Source organism: Marinobacter sp. F4218 (genome assembly GCF_019443085.1).
GTDB classification, from domain to species: Bacteria; Pseudomonadota; Gammaproteobacteria; order Pseudomonadales; family Oleiphilaceae; genus Marinobacter; species Marinobacter albus.
Map to the genome: position 1 here is coordinate 1712802 of NZ_JAHZIL010000003.1, position 18017 is coordinate 1730818.

Annotated in this window: 19 protein-coding genes and 1 riboswitch; all 19 genes read right to left on the reverse strand. The window is 55.3% G+C overall.

The features are described from left to right. Positions 1-32: 32 nt before the first annotated feature. Complete coding sequence (locus K0B93_RS11895) at positions 33-929, reverse strand: M23 family metallopeptidase (RefSeq protein WP_219867414.1); 897 nt, start codon at positions 927-929, stop codon at positions 33-35. An 82-nt stretch (positions 930-1011) separates the two neighbouring features. Then, positions 1012-1434: an MAPEG family protein gene (locus K0B93_RS11900; protein WP_219867415.1), complete on the reverse strand. Its 423-nt coding sequence runs from the start codon at positions 1432-1434 to the stop codon at positions 1012-1014. Positions 1435-1545: 111 nt separating this feature from the next. Beyond that, positions 1546-1926, reverse strand: a complete 381-nt coding sequence (locus K0B93_RS11905) for a PaaI family thioesterase (RefSeq protein WP_219867416.1) — start codon at positions 1924-1926, stop codon at positions 1546-1548. A gap of 42 nt (positions 1927-1968) precedes the next feature. Then, positions 1969-2505, reverse strand: a complete 537-nt coding sequence (locus K0B93_RS11910) for a GNAT family N-acetyltransferase (RefSeq protein ID WP_219867417.1) — start codon at positions 2503-2505, stop codon at positions 1969-1971. Positions 2506-2573: 68 nt separating this feature from the next. Continuing rightward, complete coding sequence (locus tag K0B93_RS11915) at positions 2574-3521, reverse strand: zinc-dependent alcohol dehydrogenase (protein WP_219867418.1); 948 nt, start codon at positions 3519-3521, stop codon at positions 2574-2576. A gap of 95 nt (positions 3522-3616) precedes the next feature. Continuing rightward, positions 3617-4330: a DUF5677 domain-containing protein gene (locus tag K0B93_RS11920; protein ID WP_219867419.1), complete on the reverse strand. Its 714-nt coding sequence runs from the start codon at positions 4328-4330 to the stop codon at positions 3617-3619. Between the two features lie 15 nt (positions 4331-4345). Next, positions 4346-4735: a hypothetical protein gene (locus tag K0B93_RS11925; RefSeq protein WP_219867420.1), complete on the reverse strand. Its 390-nt coding sequence runs from the start codon at positions 4733-4735 to the stop codon at positions 4346-4348. Positions 4736-4891: 156 nt separating this feature from the next. Beyond that, the gene (locus K0B93_RS11930; protein ID WP_219867421.1) at positions 4892-5434 is read right to left on the reverse strand and encodes a HEPN domain-containing protein; all 543 of its coding nucleotides are present in this window, start codon (positions 5432-5434) and stop codon (positions 4892-4894) included. Positions 5435-5514: 80 nt separating this feature from the next. After that, entirely contained in the window at positions 5515-6132 is a 618-nt protein-coding gene (locus tag K0B93_RS11935; RefSeq protein ID WP_219867422.1) for a hypothetical protein, read from the reverse strand. Between the two features lie 108 nt (positions 6133-6240). Then, the gene (locus K0B93_RS11940; RefSeq protein WP_219867423.1) at positions 6241-6768 is read right to left on the reverse strand and encodes a hypothetical protein; all 528 of its coding nucleotides are present in this window, start codon (positions 6766-6768) and stop codon (positions 6241-6243) included. Positions 6769-7164: 396 nt separating this feature from the next. Beyond that, the gene (locus K0B93_RS11945; protein WP_219867424.1) at positions 7165-7965 is read right to left on the reverse strand and encodes a hypothetical protein; all 801 of its coding nucleotides are present in this window, start codon (positions 7963-7965) and stop codon (positions 7165-7167) included. Between the two features lie 99 nt (positions 7966-8064). Then, positions 8065-8922: a hypothetical protein gene (locus K0B93_RS11950; protein ID WP_219867425.1), complete on the reverse strand. Its 858-nt coding sequence runs from the start codon at positions 8920-8922 to the stop codon at positions 8065-8067. Between the two features lie 301 nt (positions 8923-9223). Beyond that, positions 9224-10297, reverse strand: coding sequence for a ribonucleotide-diphosphate reductase subunit beta (locus tag K0B93_RS11955; protein WP_219867426.1), 1074 nt, complete (start codon positions 10295-10297; stop codon positions 9224-9226). Positions 10298-10328: 31 nt separating this feature from the next. Further along, entirely contained in the window at positions 10329-13106 is a 2778-nt protein-coding gene (locus K0B93_RS11960) for a ribonucleoside-diphosphate reductase subunit alpha (protein WP_219867427.1), read from the reverse strand. Between the two features lie 109 nt (positions 13107-13215). After that, positions 13216-13430, reverse strand: a riboswitch (cobalamin riboswitch). A gap of 84 nt (positions 13431-13514) precedes the next feature. Next, complete coding sequence (locus tag K0B93_RS11965) at positions 13515-13868, reverse strand: zinc ribbon domain-containing protein (RefSeq protein WP_219867428.1); 354 nt, start codon at positions 13866-13868, stop codon at positions 13515-13517. Between the two features lie 5 nt (positions 13869-13873). Next, complete coding sequence (fmdA, locus tag K0B93_RS11970) at positions 13874-15106, reverse strand: formamidase (protein ID WP_219867429.1); 1233 nt, start codon at positions 15104-15106, stop codon at positions 13874-13876. Between the two features lie 101 nt (positions 15107-15207). Further along, positions 15208-16251, reverse strand: a complete 1044-nt coding sequence (locus K0B93_RS11975; protein ID WP_219867430.1) for an AAA family ATPase — start codon at positions 16249-16251, stop codon at positions 15208-15210. Positions 16252-16266: 15 nt separating this feature from the next. Then, positions 16267-17313, reverse strand: a complete 1047-nt coding sequence (locus K0B93_RS11980; RefSeq protein WP_219867431.1) for an aliphatic amidase — start codon at positions 17311-17313, stop codon at positions 16267-16269. A gap of 14 nt (positions 17314-17327) precedes the next feature. Next, positions 17328-18017, reverse strand: coding sequence for an urea ABC transporter ATP-binding subunit UrtE (urtE, locus tag K0B93_RS11985; protein ID WP_219867432.1), 690 nt, complete (start codon positions 18015-18017; stop codon positions 17328-17330).

The following is an 18017-nucleotide window of genomic DNA, read 5'->3' on the forward strand; positions in this document are numbered from 1 at the left end:
ACTGTCCGCGTAGATGACATTGTTGTGTATTTTCACTTCCTCGTTATCAGGCTATTGATCGACAACGACAGTCCGTTAAAACTAAGCCATACCGGTTTGCCGTCTTTCGTTGCTTCAATATGCAAGTGTGGCTCAAGTGTATTTCCTGAATTGCCGATTTCAGCCAAAGGCTGTCCAATAGTCGCAGCATCCCCCGGCACTACCTTAATACTTCCTCGCCTCAGGTGAGCCATTAATATATTCCCCATGAGACACTTCAACACTATGTAATTGCCTTCCGGATGCTTTATATCGGGGTTTCCGGGAGGATTGTCCGGCAAGCTGTCGCGAACCTCCAAGATACTTCCCTGGCATGGGCTATAGAGTTTCTCGCCAAAGATTTGGTAGGCACTCAACGCACGCGGGGCCAAATCGTCTGTCTGTTTACCGAGCGAGTTCAGCTTAACGATGTCGATGGCCTGCTTGGTGTCGGCCAGCGCGTGAAAAGGGTTCGTAACAATACTGTCGCCACCTTGTAGGACATAATAGGTGCCTGATTTGAGTGGGAATGTTACGTCAAGCGTTTTCCCAGAAGGATAATACGACGCAATGGCCAAGGTATTCAGTACCGAAAAAAGAAGAAAAATCAATACAGAGGCGATAGAGATACGGTCACCGCGCGTTCTAGAATAAGGCCTACTGCGCTTCATTCGGAAGTAAGAGAAAACGGCGGCTAGGGCGAATAGCCCTAAAAAAACGTACCGCAAGTAATAACTCGTGTAGACCCAAGGACCCGTTATAAAAGCGAAGGCAATGATGCTGCCGCAAGCCAATACCCACGCTGCCCAATTCGGCCAACTGCGATACTGAAGACGAAGCAGCCAAATTAGTGTGATCCCGGACAGAAGTACTGGGTAAATCCCGAATACGATGGGAAGACTTTCACTCATGGCACTGACTCAGAAATGCATAACGCCAGTGGGGATGGGCGCCAACGGAGCGCAGTGACGTACGGCCCCGTTGACCACCTTGTTAGGGAAGTGCATAGAGAATCTGGAAACTCATGATAAACATGCACACCACACCAACTGCATATGCCACCGTACGCCACGGCTGGATCCCGCCAAGATAAAACAATGTATGCAGATAACGCGCTGCGGTGAAAACCATGAACAGCCAAGGGGCCATCCCCGAAGTAGCCTCAACCCAGATGTAAGCAACTCCCAGCGCGAGAAAAACAGGAATATTTTCGAGATCGTTTAGCCAGGCTCGGGCAGCTCTTTGAACTTGAGGTAACTCCTCTTCGGCGGGCTCGCGCCCGACGAAAGCTGCATCCTCAGGGATTTTGAATGTGAGCTTCCCGATTCGATGGAATCCCTGATATGCGGAGATCGCGAACATCTTGAAAAACAGAAGCACTGAAGCTATCGCGTACCAATATTCTACCTGATCCATGGTGTTTCCTTATCCCCTAACGCTGCCAGCGTGCGCGCCTTTGCAGTATAGGCAAAGCCGCAACGAAAAGTCGGCGCCGTGCCTGGCCTTTTTAGGTTTTACCCGCTTATGTCACCTGGTTTTACTTGGCTTGAATATCGAATAGTTACCGTTGGCCTTTGCCACCAACCTGTCACCACATAAGATCTCCGACTCAAGGTTAGCCACAGATTTGCCTTTATTTACAACCTTTGTCACACAAGTAAGACGGCCATCATGGACAGGAGAATAATAGTTGATTTTGATTTCGATCGTTGCACACAACTCACCTTCTGAAAGCATTGGATACAATGCCGCGCCCATACCAGTATCCGCTAGCGAATATAAGACCCCCCCATGCACTACCTTGTGTGGATTCAGAAGTTTTTTTGAGACAGGAATTGAGCACTCGCTTTTCCCAAGCTCTAAAAAGTTAACCTCCATGCCAATTAAATCTGCAAAGGGATGTTCCATTTATTGTTCCTTGTTGATGGCATAAAAACCTAACGCCGAACGTCAAGCGTCGCCTGCGTGCTCTTGTTGGCCATCCGCTTTGAATCCTTCGTGGAAAGTGACAGTGCCTTGGGGAATATTCCCGTCGAAAGACATTGCAAGAAAGACTTCCGGTGGGACTCCCTCATGGACAAGTTCTGGAACGTTATCGAATCCGAACTTCCTGTAGTACTCCGGATACCCTACGAGACAACAGCCGCGAGCATGCATCTCCCTCAGTTGTGCCAATCCTTGGCGGATCAGGGCCTTGCCAATGCCCTGACGTTGGTATTCCGGCGAGACCGAAACAGGTCCAAGTCCGTACCAGCCCGGTGTGCCGTCGGAAATGGTCACGGGCGAGAACGCAATGTGACCAATTACTCGGCCATCCATCTCTGCGACCAGCGATACCGTGAGGGCATTGTCGGCGCGCAGCGCCTCAATTATAAATTGCTCCGTGTGGTTGCTGATCTCCAGCGTACTGAAGGCAGCGATCGTCACTTCGCTAATTGCGCTGACGTCGACGCTTGTTTCATTCCTGACAGTGAAATCGGGTTTCAAGGGGCATTTTCCTTTGGCCAACGCCTATGCGAAGCGGCGGCTGAAAGCCGCCCGTCTTACGCTATTGGTTATGCTGATCTTTGCGGTCGAAGCACGGACTTTATTGATTCAAAATCGCCATTTGCGTATGCCATTAGCTCGGCTTCAACCTCACTGAAACTCACGTTTCTTACCCACTTAGAACTACAACCCTGCACTAGCTCCATTGCTTTCGCGAACTGCTCCCTCGAAAAAACAAACGATCCAATAAACGTTTTCTGCTCTCGAATCATGCGTGTGAAATCAACACTTAAAGATTGCGAAGCAAAGCCAAGGAAAACGCTTTGTCCATTTTTCTTCGTTCGATTAATACACTCAGTGCGAGCTACCTCTGTGCCAACAGTGTCGAACACGATGTCGAATTCGCGGCCGAAGGTCCGAGCTACCTCGCAAGCGCCAAGTGACGAAGCAGCTTCTAAGCGATTGGGAGATAGATCTGAGACAAATACTGATCCGTAGCCCTGATCCCGAGCCATTGCTGTTAAACCTAAACCCAGTGAGCCAGCTCCTACAATCAGTACTGAGTCGGTTGGCTTTGGTTGAGCGCGCTCCCACGCGTTCACGGCGTTTGCGAACGGCTCGATGAACGACGCTTGCTCCCAGTTTAATGAGGCGGGTAGATGAACGAGAGCACTCTCTGGAACCGATACCTGTTCAGCAAAGCCCCCAGGTCTTTGAACACCAATCAGATTCCAGTCGTTACAAAGTTGGGGCTGGCCTTGGTTGCAGTAGAGGCAGTCCCCACAACCTGATAGTGGAAAAACCGCTGTTCGTTGACCTGCGGTTGTTACGCCGCACAGCCCATGCCCCATTATGTTTGGAAGAGGCCGAAGCCCTGGATTCTGAAGTGCCGCTACTTCGCTACCACCAAGCCCTGTGACCTCTACATCGATGATCACCTCGCCTTGACTTGGCTGTGGTGGAGCGACGTTTTCGAGACCAAATTTTTGCGGGCCCTTAAGCAAGAGAGCTCTCATTTAGGTTACACCTCCCTGTATAACGCCCGCAGCATACGCGGCTTTGGAATGGAGGCGAAGCCGCAATGGAAAAGGCGTAGCCGTGCCTGCGATTGTTAGGCTCTTTGTGAGACAACATCCCGAATTAGCTCTCTGTACTTATGGTTAAAATAGGCACCAACTTGAAGAACTGTAATTAGGTAGCTCGAATCCTCTTTCAATGCCTCGTGGCCCATCACCTTCATGGACGTTGGATGTATCAGCTTCGAGCTCAATTTATAAATGAAACTGTAATCATCCAAATACCCATATTTTTCCGCCAAGTTCCTGATCTGAAATGCGCCATTTGATGTAAAAGGACTCTCAGCAAGCACTTGGTCCTCAAATTCTTGCAGCTCATTCAACTCTTTGGGGTCGAATCCCTTCTTTCGCATTAGCGCGATGAATCCATCCTTCACATCTTTCGCGTCCTTGTGCGCCTGCCCAAGCCATTTACTTAACGCTTTTGGATTCGAGTGAACATGACTCGAAATCAAATAAAGCTCAAACAAGTTCCTCACTGAGAGGCTAGCCAAAGTAAGATCATCAGAGCTCTGGAGAAGCCTCCCAAGTTCCCGATGAGTTTCCTTGAATAAGCAACTAAGAGCATGATTGGTCGCATCAAACTCTGCATTACCCATCGTGCCTACCGCCAGTTCCAGCTCTTTAGCAGTCTGACGTAGATTTTCTGATAGCTCGTCTTTCATCGGCACTGAGATCTCTTCGTTGCCTAACGCCTTGGGTAAGCTGCCGGTACGGAGCGCAGCGTAGTGCCGCTCAGCTTCACCCACTGGTTAGCGTAGATATCACCGAAGCCTATCCGCTGCATACCAAACTGAATCTCCTGGACGCCTTACCTCGCTCACCTTCCACGCGTTGTTCGATGTATTTCCTCTCATGGTGTTCACCATCTGTGAAATCGAACCATACTCTTTATTCCGCCAAACGATTCTTTCATTTTCGATTTCTCCAACCAATGTCTCGTTAAAATACTTGGTCCTTATTTGGGTTCCGTTCGGCAAAAATATCTTGTCCCAATAAACTCCGCGCTTTTCCTCGAACACAAAATCTTCACGAGTTCGCTCGAGGAAGTCGCCTATGACGCTCTGGATGGTCGAATTGGCTGCTGCTGGATAGCGATCTAGCAGCTCTTTATAGAGAGCAACTTCAATTGGCACATAAACATGTTCGTTCATCGAATAGCCTCCTTTATCAGACAAAGGAAACTATAGAGTACTGTGTAGTACTCCGCAAGCACCTTGGAGCACTTTGGAGCAATACGCTAACGCGGAGCACAGCGGTGGCCCGTCAGGGACGTCCGGCGGCCGCAGGCCGCGTACTGATGCGAATTGTTAGAGATTTTGTTCAAGATACTCATCCGTTGCGCGTACCAACTCCCTTAGGAATCTAATCACCTTCTCCAGTTCGTCTTTCTTAATCAGATGAGCAGCTGGCGATCCGTTATTGATTGGCTTCGAGCGGTGAACGGCATCTCCACGCTTTGAAATCCACTGGTTCAGAGATTTTCGAGCTTTTTCCGGGGTTACGTTCGCCCAAGACCATGCTGAAGTAACGTCTAACCCAAGATAGTCCTGGAATATCTTTTTGGTCTTATCTGAGGTTGGATTGTGAAACTGCTTGAGCTCTTGTTGGAGCTTTTTCTGAATAAACTCGCCAACGTAGCTACCCGAGACGACACTGAGACGTTTATCCATGGCCTCGGTAATACGGTCTTCGACGTATGTTTCCCACGCCGTCAGAGCCATCACCAAGCCAGCTCGCTTTAGCACCTCAGCACTTGCCGGGGGCGGATTGCAGTTGATTGCATCGAAATGAGCAAGGAGCTCTTCTGCGTCTTTTATTCCATGCTCGAACGAGCTCTTTGCTTGTGACATATTCCCTTCTCTAACGCTGATCGTACCGGTAGTCTTTTTGGAGCGACGCGGAAAAAAGGTCATCCGCGTGCCGCGTATTGTTAGATGAAATCAGACTGCCGACGATTTCGATAGCTGTTAATGACATCATCCAGCTTTCCGCCTCCAACTTCTTGGGCATATCTGTAGGCCGATTGCCAGAATCGTCGTTCGCGGGCCGGTACAGTCCGACCTCGAGCTTCGAGCCGGAAGAAGCCTTTATCGTCACCATTTCGGTACTTAAAGAAATAGTGATCACGGCCATGATCCTTTTTAAGCCTTTTAATTTCAGGGCTGGCGAGAACCTCTAGATTGGCGTGAGCGCGGTCTCGAAAAATGGTTGGCTCCAATTCTGCCAACAAGAACAGAATATCCTCGATGTAGAAATTTATGTCGCTACCACGTAGTCGATACATAGCATCCACATGGCCATCGCCCAAGATCATCGCATCCCGCCACTCATCTCGGGACTCCTCATGGAACTCTTTATCGTCGCATTCAATTCCAACCCGGTATCCAGTTTCACCTTGAACCAGAAAATCCAAAATGAACCGTCCACAGATGGTGTCGACTTCCTTTTGAGGAACAAGCTCAACCGAAGGCGCGGCGTATCTCTCGTAATGACGCACAAAAAGATCTTCGATGGGGCTGTCATATGGAGGATTATAAATTACGGGCATAATGTCTCATCTAACGCTGGGCGCAGCGGCCGATTTGTGTAGAGCAGCGAAACAAGTCGGCCCGACTGACGCCCTTGGTTAGATTTTGAATATTCTGAAAGTTTGAATTTAATGGTTAATATTTTCCGAATAGAATGTGTCGGGATCTAGAACCCAGAAATCAGTGCTTTCGTAACCAAGTAAAGGGCGCCCTTGGATGTAAACTTTTCCACTGGCTTTATCAGGCCAAAAAACACCGAGAGGCAGTGCATTCATGTGCTGGTATACCTTGACGACCTGAGGCGCACCTCCAATGCTATCCGCTTGGGTGCTGCTCCTTAACATATCTCTAACTACCTCAAATGGCTCCATATCAAAAGAACTACCCTCGGTCTGATTACCCACGAGCCGGCCTTTTTTTCTCATTACGTCTACTAATTTGGCATTAGCTTCTTTTGCTTTATCGCCACCAAAGATCATCGGATCCATGCCGCCGACCCAGCGCTTCACCGGTCTGGCAATAAACTTTTTTTGTACTGCATCATATTTGATGGCCCAAATATCGAATCTCTTATGAATCCATGAGTACCCACCAAAGATAAATGATACATCTGGGTTCATCATGGCTGGTATATCACTAAGAATCGAGGAAGCCATGCTATTCAACACCTTAACGCTGTGCGTCTTTAACTCTCGGACATCCATGGCACGAGTTTTCGAACGGTTGTATGACGCGATCGCTAAGGAAATTTGATGCATCAAAGGGTAAGCCATGTCAGTCTCACCAGCGAAAGCAATCGCACAGTCAGACCTAGCCAAAGTGATGACTTTCGGTGAGTAGTCGAGGTTCCTTCCGCCGGACAACCTGCTGTCAGATACAAACAATAGCTCTTCACACTTATTTATTTTTCTTATCCACGCTGCACAAATAGTCATCTAATATCTCGATTCGAAACCATATCTAACGCTTGCAGCATGCGCGCCCATCGAATGGAGCCGAAGGCGCAATAAAGTGGGCATCGCCGTGCCTGCACTTGTTAGCCGAGCCTCTCATTACGGTGCGGTGTTCGACAAATCGATGATAGTTGGCAGCTTGATAACACCCGCTTGAACTACCGCAAAGGTGACTGCGACAAACGTAAGCCAAAACATCTTACGTTGAAGTTTTACGGCTTCCGTATGACGCTGCTCCGTCTCCTCGTGCTTTTCTAGCGTTTCTATTGCCTTCCCTTCCACGACATATTCAGTGTTAACTTTCCGCAGCTCACCGGACTGGACAAGCGACTCTAGATATAGTCGTACTTTCTCTCTCTGAACCTCACGTGACGGGTGCAAAAACATCCGCATTGAATAAATTTTCGACATCAGAGATAACAGATCAATGCCTTTGTGTGTTCTAACCAACTGATCTTCCACCATGAAGGCCAACAGATCCATCCGTCGCTTCGTAACCAATCGTTTCTTGTTAAAGAAGTATTGAAAAGACGCATCAATATGACGATATAGACGAATCTTCAGGTATATGATTCTAGTGAAATAGTGCCATGCAAAATCATAAATGCTAGAAAACGTAACTTCGGATAGGCCGTAGTAGTGGGTAATACTCAATTGGCCGTGCAATAACTCAGACAGAGATAGATCGAGGTCCTCACTGTATGACCGTCCGTCCCATTTCAATCCCGAAAGCTTATTCCCATCGAAGGCCGTTGCTAAGAAATACGGTTCATAGTTCCTGTCCATAGCCACAACGTAGCAGTTCACCGCTTCACCACGTTTTCCAGAACGCGGTATCCGTGACTCACACGACCGAGCGATGAGACGAGGCAAGAGACGCTTGAGTAGCCAGATTTTCATTTCAAACTTGCACTCCATGGACGGAACTTAACGCCTAACGCCCTGTATAAGCCGCCAGTTTGGAGCGGCAGCGGAAAATTGGCCGGCTTGATTCACCGGTTAGGATTCGCATCGCTCAATAATCTGGTCGAAAGTGAGCGGAAACTTTTCCTCATTCTCAGGATACTGGTCCATAAAAAAGAACCTTCTTCTCAGCAATTCAAAGCCAAAATCTCCTTCATCCAGACTTTCGTTGACCTGCTGCCTGGCCCATTCTCTACCTTTTTCTTTTACGTCCGCACTTTTCATTAAACGGCTAACAAGGTAATCCGCTCTTTTCTTCTTACCCGAGCCCTTGCAGAATTTCTTGTAGTACGAACAAAATGCACGGGCAAAAATGCCAGCCGCGCTCGTGAAATGGAATTTTTTAGTTTCTCCACTTTTACTATTAAGCGCTTCCATCGCTTTGTCACCATCCAGCGATTCAAAAAATTCACTGTAAAATGCGTTGAAAGCCTCTTCTAAATCGCCGGAATTTTCTTGCTGATCGGGACCAATCAAGATCGAGAAAGGCGCACCATCCGGTTTGCTTGCTGACTTTATCAAATGAATCCCTTGGCACACTGCAAGAGTTATGACCAGATTGAGCCCGCACAGTCTGTTGATCTCAATGAGGTGAGACCTTATTTCATTCCACGAAATTCTTGTATTGTTTGATAGTTCAAACCCGCTCTCATCTCCGTGGCATTCAAAGTGAATAATGGGGGAGTTGTTGTTCTTTACGTCTTCCTTAATCTCCTCCAAAACTTGGAGAAATTCCTCTTTATTCTTGGGCTCCCTGAGCTCTGCGCTTAGGTTTTCATCTTGGGCCCACAGATACATCAATTTATTTTCGAACAAGTGCTTACCGGTCTTCTTGTCCGAGCCACGGAGAGATTCAACTACCCAAATTTTGTTGAAGAGTACACTAGTCTCCATCCCAAAATCCTAACAGCGTATTCAACGAACCCGTACGTATAACACGCATTCGTATAATTCCTGTTTCAGCCGCCTGTCTGATTTCATAAACCGCCATTAAACCAGTACGTTACCAGAACCTACAACGGCTACCGCCGGAGTTATACGCCCCTTCCAGATCCCGATTCTCGTTAGATCAGGGCGTATAACTCCAAACCCTCAAATCCACTACCTTAACCGTATCAGAGAGTTACAGGTTTTGCGCGAGAGTTCGCCGGAGTTATACGAACGCGTTCGAATAACTCCGGCCGTTCGGGCGGCCTTACCACTCCAACTGCGCCCCGGTCTGGTACTCGATCACCCGGGTCTCGAAGAAGTTCTTTTCCTTCCTCAGAGTGGCCTGTTCGTCCAGCCAGGGTGATACATTCCTCGCGCCCGGGAACGGCTCGTCCAGGCCCACGGTGCGGGCGCGGCGGTTGGCCACGAAGCGGAACTGTTCGCTGTGGTACTCGGCAGAGTAGCCGAGGATCGGGTCGCGCAGGATGTAGTTGGCGTAGTTGGTTTCGGCGGCTTCGGATTCGTCCCACATCTCGCGCACGGCTTTCGGGTCGAAGCGGATGTTTTCCTCCTCCACGATCTGGTTCACCACCTTCAGGCCGAAGGAGAAGTGCATGGCTTCATCCCGCAGGATGTACTGCAGCTGTTCACCGGTACCGCGCATGAGGCCGCGGCGCTGCAGGGCGAAGATGGGGCTAAAGCCGTTGTAGAACCAGGTGCCTTCGAACACCGCCGCGAAGAACAGGTAGGACATGATGAATTCCTGCAGGTCATCCTTGTTGCGCAGGTTCATGTCCGGGCGCATGGCGGCATTCAGCCGGCGGTTGGCGATCTGGATCTTGCCGTTGATTGCTGGCACCACCCGGTAGCGGTTATAGATCTCGCTCTGGTCCAGGTTCAGGGTTTCGATGCAGTGCTGGTAGGCCCATGTGTGCATGGCCTCCTCGTACACCTGGCGGGCCTGGTAGATCTGGAGTTCCGGCGCGCTCATCTTCTCCATTACTGCCAGGCCGATGTTGCGCATGGCCAGGATGTCGGAGGTGGTGAGGTAGGCCAGCACGTTCTCGTACACGTGCTTTTCCGGCGCTGTGAGCCGGTGGTGGTAGTCGTGGACGTCCTGGGCCATGTTCACGTCCAGCGGGGTCCAGTGGTTCTTGTTGGCGTTCATGAAGTATTCCCAGGCCCAGGGATACTTGAACGGGGCGAGCTGGTTGATGTCCGTCTCGCCGTTGACCACGCGCTTGTCGTCCGCGTTGACCGGCGCCGGTGCGTTGGGGTTGGCGCCGGCATGAGCGGCCGGCGTGCTGGTGGTTGCTGGTTCGTCGTCCCAGTCGAGCATGGTCTGTGCCTCTTAAATTGAAAGTAAGTGGTTACTGACAAGCTTCGCAGTCAGGGTCGTCGATGCTGCATACCTGGGGCTGGGGTGCCATAGAAGGCGCTGATACGGGCGCGGTTTTCTCGGCCCCGGTGGCACCCAGCGAGCGCAGGTAATAGGTGGTTTTCAGGCCCCGCTCCCACGCCAACTGGTACAGGGCATCCAGCTTCTTGCCGCTGGGTTCGGCCATGTACAGGTTCAGGCTCTGGGCCTGGTCCAGCCATTTCTGGCGGCGGGCGGCGGCTTCCACCAGCCAGCGGGCGTCAATCTCGAACGCGGTGGCGTAGCGGGCCTTGAGTTCGGCCGGGATGCGGTCGATCTGCTGCACCGAGCCGTCGAAGTATTTCAGGTCGTTGACCATCACGTTGTCCCACAGGCCCTCGACCTTGAGGTCGCGGACCAGCGACGGATTCACCACCGTGAACTCGCCCGAGAGGTTCGATTTCACGAACAGGTTCTGGTACGCCGGCTCGATGGACTGGGACACGCCCACGATGTTGGAGATGGTCGCCGTGGGCGCGATGGCCATCACGTTGCTGTTGCGCATGCCGTGTTGGGCGATCAGCTCGCGCACCGGGGTCCAGTCCAGGCGGGCGCTGGTATCCACGGACAGGTCCCCTTCCCGGCGGGCCTGTTTCAGCAGGCTGATGGAATCGATGGGCAGAATGCCCTGCTGCCACAGTGAACCTTCGTAGCTCTCATAGGCACCTCGCTCACCCGCCAGCGTGGCGGAGGCACGGATGGCGAAGTAGCTGAGCTGCTCCATGGCGACGTCGGCAAAGGCCACCGCTTCCGGGCTGGTATAGGGCAGGCCCAGCTGGTAGAGCGCGTCCTGAAAGCCCATCAGGCCCAGGCCCACCGGCCGATGCTTGAGGTTGGAGTTCTTCGCCTGGGGCACCGCGTAGTAGTTGATGTCGATGACGTTATCGAGCATACGCACGGCGGTGGTCACCGTGCGCTCCAGCCGCTGCACGTCCAGCTCTCCGTTCTCGATGTGGGCGGCCAGGTTCACCGAGCCCAGGTTGCACACGGCAATCTCGTCCGCACTGGTGTTCAGGGTGATCTCGGTACACAGGTTGGAGCTGTGCACCACGCCCTTATGCTGCTGGGGCGAGCGCAGGTTGCAGGGGTCCTTGAAGGTGATCCAGGGGTGGCCGGTCTCGAACAGCACGGTCAGCATCTTGCGCCAGAGCTGCTTGGCGGGAAGTGTCTTGAACAGCCTGATTTCGCCCTGCTCCGCCAGCGCCTCGTAATGCTCGTAGCGCTCCCGGAACTCGTTACCGTAGAGGTCGTGCAGGTCCGGCACGTCGCTGGGAGAGAACAGGGTCCAGTCCCGGTCCTCGCGCATGCGCTCAATCAGCAGGTCCGGTACCCAGTTGGCGGTGTTCATGTCGTGGGTGCGGCGGCGTTCGTCACCGGTGTTCTTGCGCAGTTCCAGGAATTCCTCGATGTCCAGGTGCCAGCTTTCCAGATAGGCGCACACCGCGCCCTTGCGTTTGCCCCCCTGGTTCACGGCCACGGCGGTGTCGTTGACCACTTTCAGGAACGGCACCACACCCTGGCTCTGGCCGTTGGTGCCCTTGATGTGGGCGCCGAGGGAGCGCACCGGAGTCCAGTCGTTGCCCAGGCCACCGGCCCATTTCGAGAGCATGGCGTTGTCGCGAATAGCCCCGTAGATATCTTCGAGGTCATCTCCCACGGTGGTCAGGTAGCAGGAGGACAGCTGGGAATGCCGGGTGCCGCTGTTGAACAGCGTGGGCGTGCTGGCCATGTAATCGAACGAGGACAAAAGATTGTAGAACTCGATGGCGCGGGTGTTCGGGTCATCCTCGCGCAGCGCCAGGCCCATGGCCACGCGCATGAAGAACACTTGCGGCAGTTCCAGGCGGGCCTTGTTCCAGTGCAGGAAGTAACGGTCGTACAGGGTCTGCAGGCCAAGGAAGCCGAACTGCCGGTCCCGCTCCGGTTTCAGGGCGGTGCCCAGGCGCTCCAGATCAAAGGCCGCCAGCGCTTCGTCCAGCAGCTCGTAGCGGATGCCGGCGGCGATGAAGGCTCTCAGGGCCTGTGGATAAATTTCCGCCAGTGGCAGCTCTGTGGACAAGTTCAGGGCCGAGGCGTTCTCCAGCCGTAGCTGCTCCAGCAACAGCCGGGCGGTGACGGCGCTGTAGTCCGGCTCCTGTTCGATGCGCCCGCGGGCGGTCATCACCAGCGCCGACAGCACATCTTCCTCGGCAATGCCGTCGTACAGGTTGGTCAGGGCGTCCTCTACCAGGGAGTCGCCATCGATGCCGTCCAGGCCGGTAGCCGCCTGCTCCACCTGCAGTTTCATGCGGCCCAGGTCCAGCGGGGCGATCTCGCCACCGGCTTTTTTCACGGTCAGGTGCGGGTGGGCTTCCATCGGGTGATGGTGGGCACGCTGCCGGGCGTGGTCTTCCCGGTAGAGCACGTAGGCGCGGGCGACTTTCTGTTCCTCGGCCCGCATCAGCGCCAGCTCCACCTGGTCCTGGATGTCTTCGATGTGAACCTTGCCGCCGGCTTTCAGGCGCCGGCCGATGGCCTGGATAACCTGCTCGGTGACCCGGTGCACGGCGTCGTTGATGCGGGCCGAGCCGGCGGCCTTGTCGCCTTCCACCGCCAGAAATGCCTTGGTCACGGCGACGGTTATCTTGGACGGATTGAAACCCACGAGGGTGCCGTTGCGTTTGATGACCTGCAGGGATTCGGTTTCAGTTGGGGCGGACGGCTGGGGTGCAGCCAGGGCAGAGGTGGACATGTCTGTACTCCTGAATACGCGTTGGGTTCCTTTCACCTTCGCGTACGCAGGGGCGCACCTTGCCCGGGGGACGGGCAGGCACTACCGATCTGCTCACCTTAAGACGCGAAGGTGCAGTTGTATCCCTGGCAGGTCTTCGGACTCAGGAGCATGAATCGTTCGATTCGGCCTCGCGTGGCGACTTCCCGGCTTGCGCCAGTGTCTTCATGCCACGCTCGTTCTCCAATACCGCTGCGCGTCAGTTCCGGATTCTCACCGGATTCCCGATACCGAGATGCTCAAAAAAACAACATCTGGTAGTTAACCAAGGATGAAAACACTATATACACGATATTCAGACGGAACAAGGCGGGGCAACAAAAAAGGCCCCCGAAGGGGCCAAACACGTGACAGACTCTGTACTGAACGTCAGTGGCTGATCATCCAGGGCCGCATGGAGGGGAACATTTTCTTCCCGTCGGCGGTGTAGAACAGCATCGACTTGCCAGGCTTCGGGGAACCACAACCGCAACTGCGGCTGTGTTCCTGGTCGTGGGCCCGGCGGTCAGCGGTGGAAAACACCGGCTCATGCCGGGATTTTTCGTTCCGGTCCTGGGCCGCCCGGTTGGCCGGGTCCATGGCCGCAATGTGCGGTGGCAACACAATCACTCGGGGCGACAACACCTTGCAGGTGGGGCATTCCGCCGGCTTGGCGGCGTCGTCCATGGTGGCAAGTGTGTTGAACAGGCCGTGCTCGCGGCACTTGTAGTCATACACGGGCATGGCGGTTACTCCTTATCTTTCGACAGGGGTACGTCCATGCCGCCACTGACTTTCTTCTGGGGGCCATCGGCCGACGGGTTGATGTCGAAGTCGAAGATGCCGGTTGGCAGCCAGAGCGTGGCGCAGGCGTTCGGGATATCCACCACGCCGCTGATGTGGCCTTCCACCGGCGCACAGCCGAGGATCGCGTAGGCCTGGGCCTTGGTGTAACCGAACTTGGTCATGTACTCGATGGCGTTCAGGCAGGCCTGGCGGTAGGCCACGTGCACGTCGAGGTAATGCTGGCCGCCGTCTTCGTCCACCGAGATGCCTTCGAAGATCACGTAGTCGTCGTAGCGGGGCTTGATAGGGCTGGGCTTGAACACCGGGTTCTTGATGCCGTATTTCTTGACGCCGTCCTTGATCAGGTTCACCCGCAGGTGGATCCAGCCGGCCATCTCGATGGCGCCACAGAAGGTGATCTCACCGTCGCCCTGGCTGAAGTGCAGGTCGCCCACGGAGAGGCCCCCGCCGTCCACGTACACCGGGAAGTACACCTTGGAACCCCGGGACAGATCCTTGATGTCGCAGTTACCGCCGTGCTCACGGGGCGGTACGGTCCGGGCGGCTTCCGCGCCGGCGGCCTTGGCCTGTTCGCCGCGCATCTGGCCCATGTGGGCGGTCTCGCCGTTGGGCAGGGTGGCCAGCTCGGGCACCCGCTCCGGGTCGGTGGCCACCAGGCCGGCTTCCCGCTTGTTCCAGGTTTCCAGCAGTTCCTTGGAGGGCAGGCAGCCGATCAGGCCCGGGTGAATCAGGCCCGCGAATTCCACATTCGGAATGTGGCGGGATTTGGTGAACATGCCGTTGAAGTCCCAGATGGATTTCTGGGCCTCCGGGAAGTGTTCGGTCAGGAAGCCACCGCCGTTCTGCTTGGAGAAGAAGCCGTTGAAGCCCCACTGGCTCTCTTCGAAGGTGCCGATATCGAGAATGTCCACTTCCAGCAGGTCGCCGGGCTCCGCGCCCTCAACCCCGATCGGGCCAGACAGGAAGTGCACCTGGCTGAGGTCCACATCTCGCACGTCGTCGGCGCTGTCGTCGTTCTTGATCTGGCCGCCGGTCCAGTCGTAGCACTCGACGATGAAATCGTCGCCGGGTTTGACGGTGGCCACCAGCGGAATGTCCGGGTGCCAGCGGTTGTGGATTTTGTCGTTCTCATAGGCCGACTTGTTCAGATCAATCTTGATTATGGTTTCAGCCATAACGGGCGCTCCTTGGTCTTGGCTTACACGTTTAGGTAACGGCTTTACTATCCGAAATCCGGTGCCGGGGAGGTATTCGCGAAATGCCCCCGGTACCTACGTCATTCGACGTATTGGTGAACCGTGACGGCCCTGCCCTCCAGCGAAGCCTCGAACCGGTGACAGTGCGGATAGGTCAGCAACGCCCGGGCCAGCGCCGGCTCCAGACGCTGGCGAAATACTCGCAGCAACTCCCGGGCGCCATAGCGGGCGTCGTAGCCGCGGCAGAGTTCGGTGCGCAGTTCCGGCGACAGGCTCAGCTCCGCGTGTTTTTTCGACAGGCGGCGATTGAGGCCCGCCAGCTCGATGTCCAGCAGGGCCTCCAGCCAGTTCTCGGTCAGAGGATTGAAGGTGAGGATCTGGTCGATCCGATTGAGGAATTCCGGGTCAAAGTGGCGGCGCAGGGCAGCATCGCGAATACCCTCGCCGTTGCCGGGCGATAACCCGAGCCAGCGCCGCCAGCCCCGCCGGTAACGCTGTTCGTACGCCTCGGCCTCCAGGGCCCCGGCGTTGCTGGTCATGAAAATCAGGGTGTTGCGGAAATCAATCTCGCGGTTACCGGAGGGAAACACCAGCCGGCCGGTGTCCAGCACGTTGAGCAGGGTGCGGACCACTTCCTTGCTGGCCTTTTCAATCTCATCGAACAACACAATGCCGGGTTTGCTGAACGAGCCCTGCACCTTGTCCAGGTCGAACAGGCTGTGGCCTTCCTTGCTGCCCACATACCCCGGCGGTGCACCGGTGAGCGCGGCGGCGTAATGCTCCTGGGCCAGAGTGTTCATGTCGATGCGACACAAACCATCGCGGCTGCCGTGAATGGCCTCGGCGATCAGGCGCACGGTTTCGGTCTTGCCGACGCCGGTGGGCCCCAGGAACAGGTGCACCGCCAGCGGCCGGTTGTCCTCGCCGATGTCGGCCTTCACCCGCACCAGCATGGCTTCCATGGCGGTGAGGGCGTGGTCCTGGCCGACGATGTTGTCCCGAAGGCGGGCCATCACGGCCACTGGCTCGAAGCGGAACCGGGAAACACGGACCGGGCCTGAAGCGGCCCGGTTCTTTGCAATGGACTCCCGGTTGGCTTCCAGCCGTTCGTTGATAAACGGCATCAGTGCCTCCCGGGCTCAGGCCCCTGCGGATTTTTCCTTGCCGTCGAACGGCAGCTCCCCGACCGGGCACTCGGCGGTACCGACGGTCTTGCGGGTCATCGCCTCCACGTTTTCCTGCGCCTTCTGGGCATCCATCACCCAGGTGCGGTAGAACTCGAACGGGCAGTCGGCCACGCCCTTGTCACCGTCACCGGAGGCATGCACGCCGGTGTAGCCCCGGTGCAGCAGCTTGAACAGGTGGTTCTGGGACTGGTCGTTGGTACGGGCGTCGCGGATCTGGCTCACCGAGAGCTGGGCGTACTGAACACCCATGTCCTCCTCGCCGCACTCACCGAGGGTGCGGCCGTCAAAGCCGATGAGTGCCGAGTGGCCGAAGTAGGAATACACGCCGTCAAAACCGGAGGCGTTGGCCACGGCCACGTAGCAGTTGTTGGCCCAGGCCATGCTCTTGGCCATCATGATCTGCTGTTCCTTGGCCGGGTACATGTAGCCCTGGCAGCGCACGATCAGCTCCGCGCCCTTCATGGCGCAGTCGCGCCAGATTTCCGGGTAGTTGCCGTCGTCGCAGATGATCAGGCTGATCTTCATGCCCTTGGGGCCCTCGGTGACGTAGGTGGTGTCGCCGGGATACCAGCCCTCGATGGGGCACCAGGGAATGCACTTTCGGTATTTCTGGACGATCTCGCCCTCGTTGTTGATCAGCACCAGGGTATTGTAGGGCGCCTTTTTCGGGTGTTCCTCGTGGCGCTCGCCGGTCAGGGAGAACACCCCCCAGGTGTTGGCCTCGCGACAGGCGGCGGAAAAGATGGCGGTCTCGTCGCCGGGAACCGTGGCGGCGGTTTCCATCATCTCGTCGTTGTCGTACATGATGCCCATGGTGCTGTATTCCGGGAACACCACCAGGTCCATGCCCGGCAGGCCCACCTTCATGCCCTTGATCATGTCCGCGATCTGGCGGGCGTTGGCTAGCACATCGTCCCTGGTGTGCAGCCGGGGCATCTTGTAGTTCACCACCGCCACGCCGACGGTGTCGTTGCTGCTGGAAATATCACCGTGTCTCATTACTCTACTCCTCGTTACACCGCCAGATAGCTGGCAATCTTGTCCTGGTCCGCTTCCGCCCGGCTCTCTTCGTGCACGATGGCGCCCTTCTCGATCACCAGAATCCGGTCGGCCGCATCCATCACGAAGCTCAATACCTGCTCCGACACCACAATCGACAGGCCCCGCTCATCGCGGATGCGCCGCAGGGTCTGGGCGATGTCCTTGATGATGTTGGGCTGGATGCCCTCGGTGGGTTCGTCGAGCAGCAGCACCTTGGGGCGGGTAGCCAGAGCGCGTGCGATGGCCAGCTGTTGCTGCTGGCCGCCGGACAGGTTGCCTCCCCGGCGGTTCTGCATTTCCTTGAGCACCGGGAACAGCTCGTACAGGTCCTCCGGCACCTTCTTCTCGCCCACCGCGGCCAGACCGGTCTCGATGTTTTCCCGCACTGTCAGGGTGGGAAAGATCATCCGCCCCTGGGGTACGAAACCGATACCGGCGCGCACCCGCTGGAAGCTCTTCAGGCTGGACAGATCGGTACCGTCCAGGCTGACTTCGCCGCCCCTGGTGGGCGTCATCCCCACCAGGGATTTCATCAGCGTGGTCTTGCCCATACCGTTGCGGCCGACCACGGCCACGATTTCATTCTTTGCCACATCGAGGTTCAGGTCGTCGATGATGGTGCTTTGGCCATAGGCCACCGAATAATGTTTTACGCTCAGCAT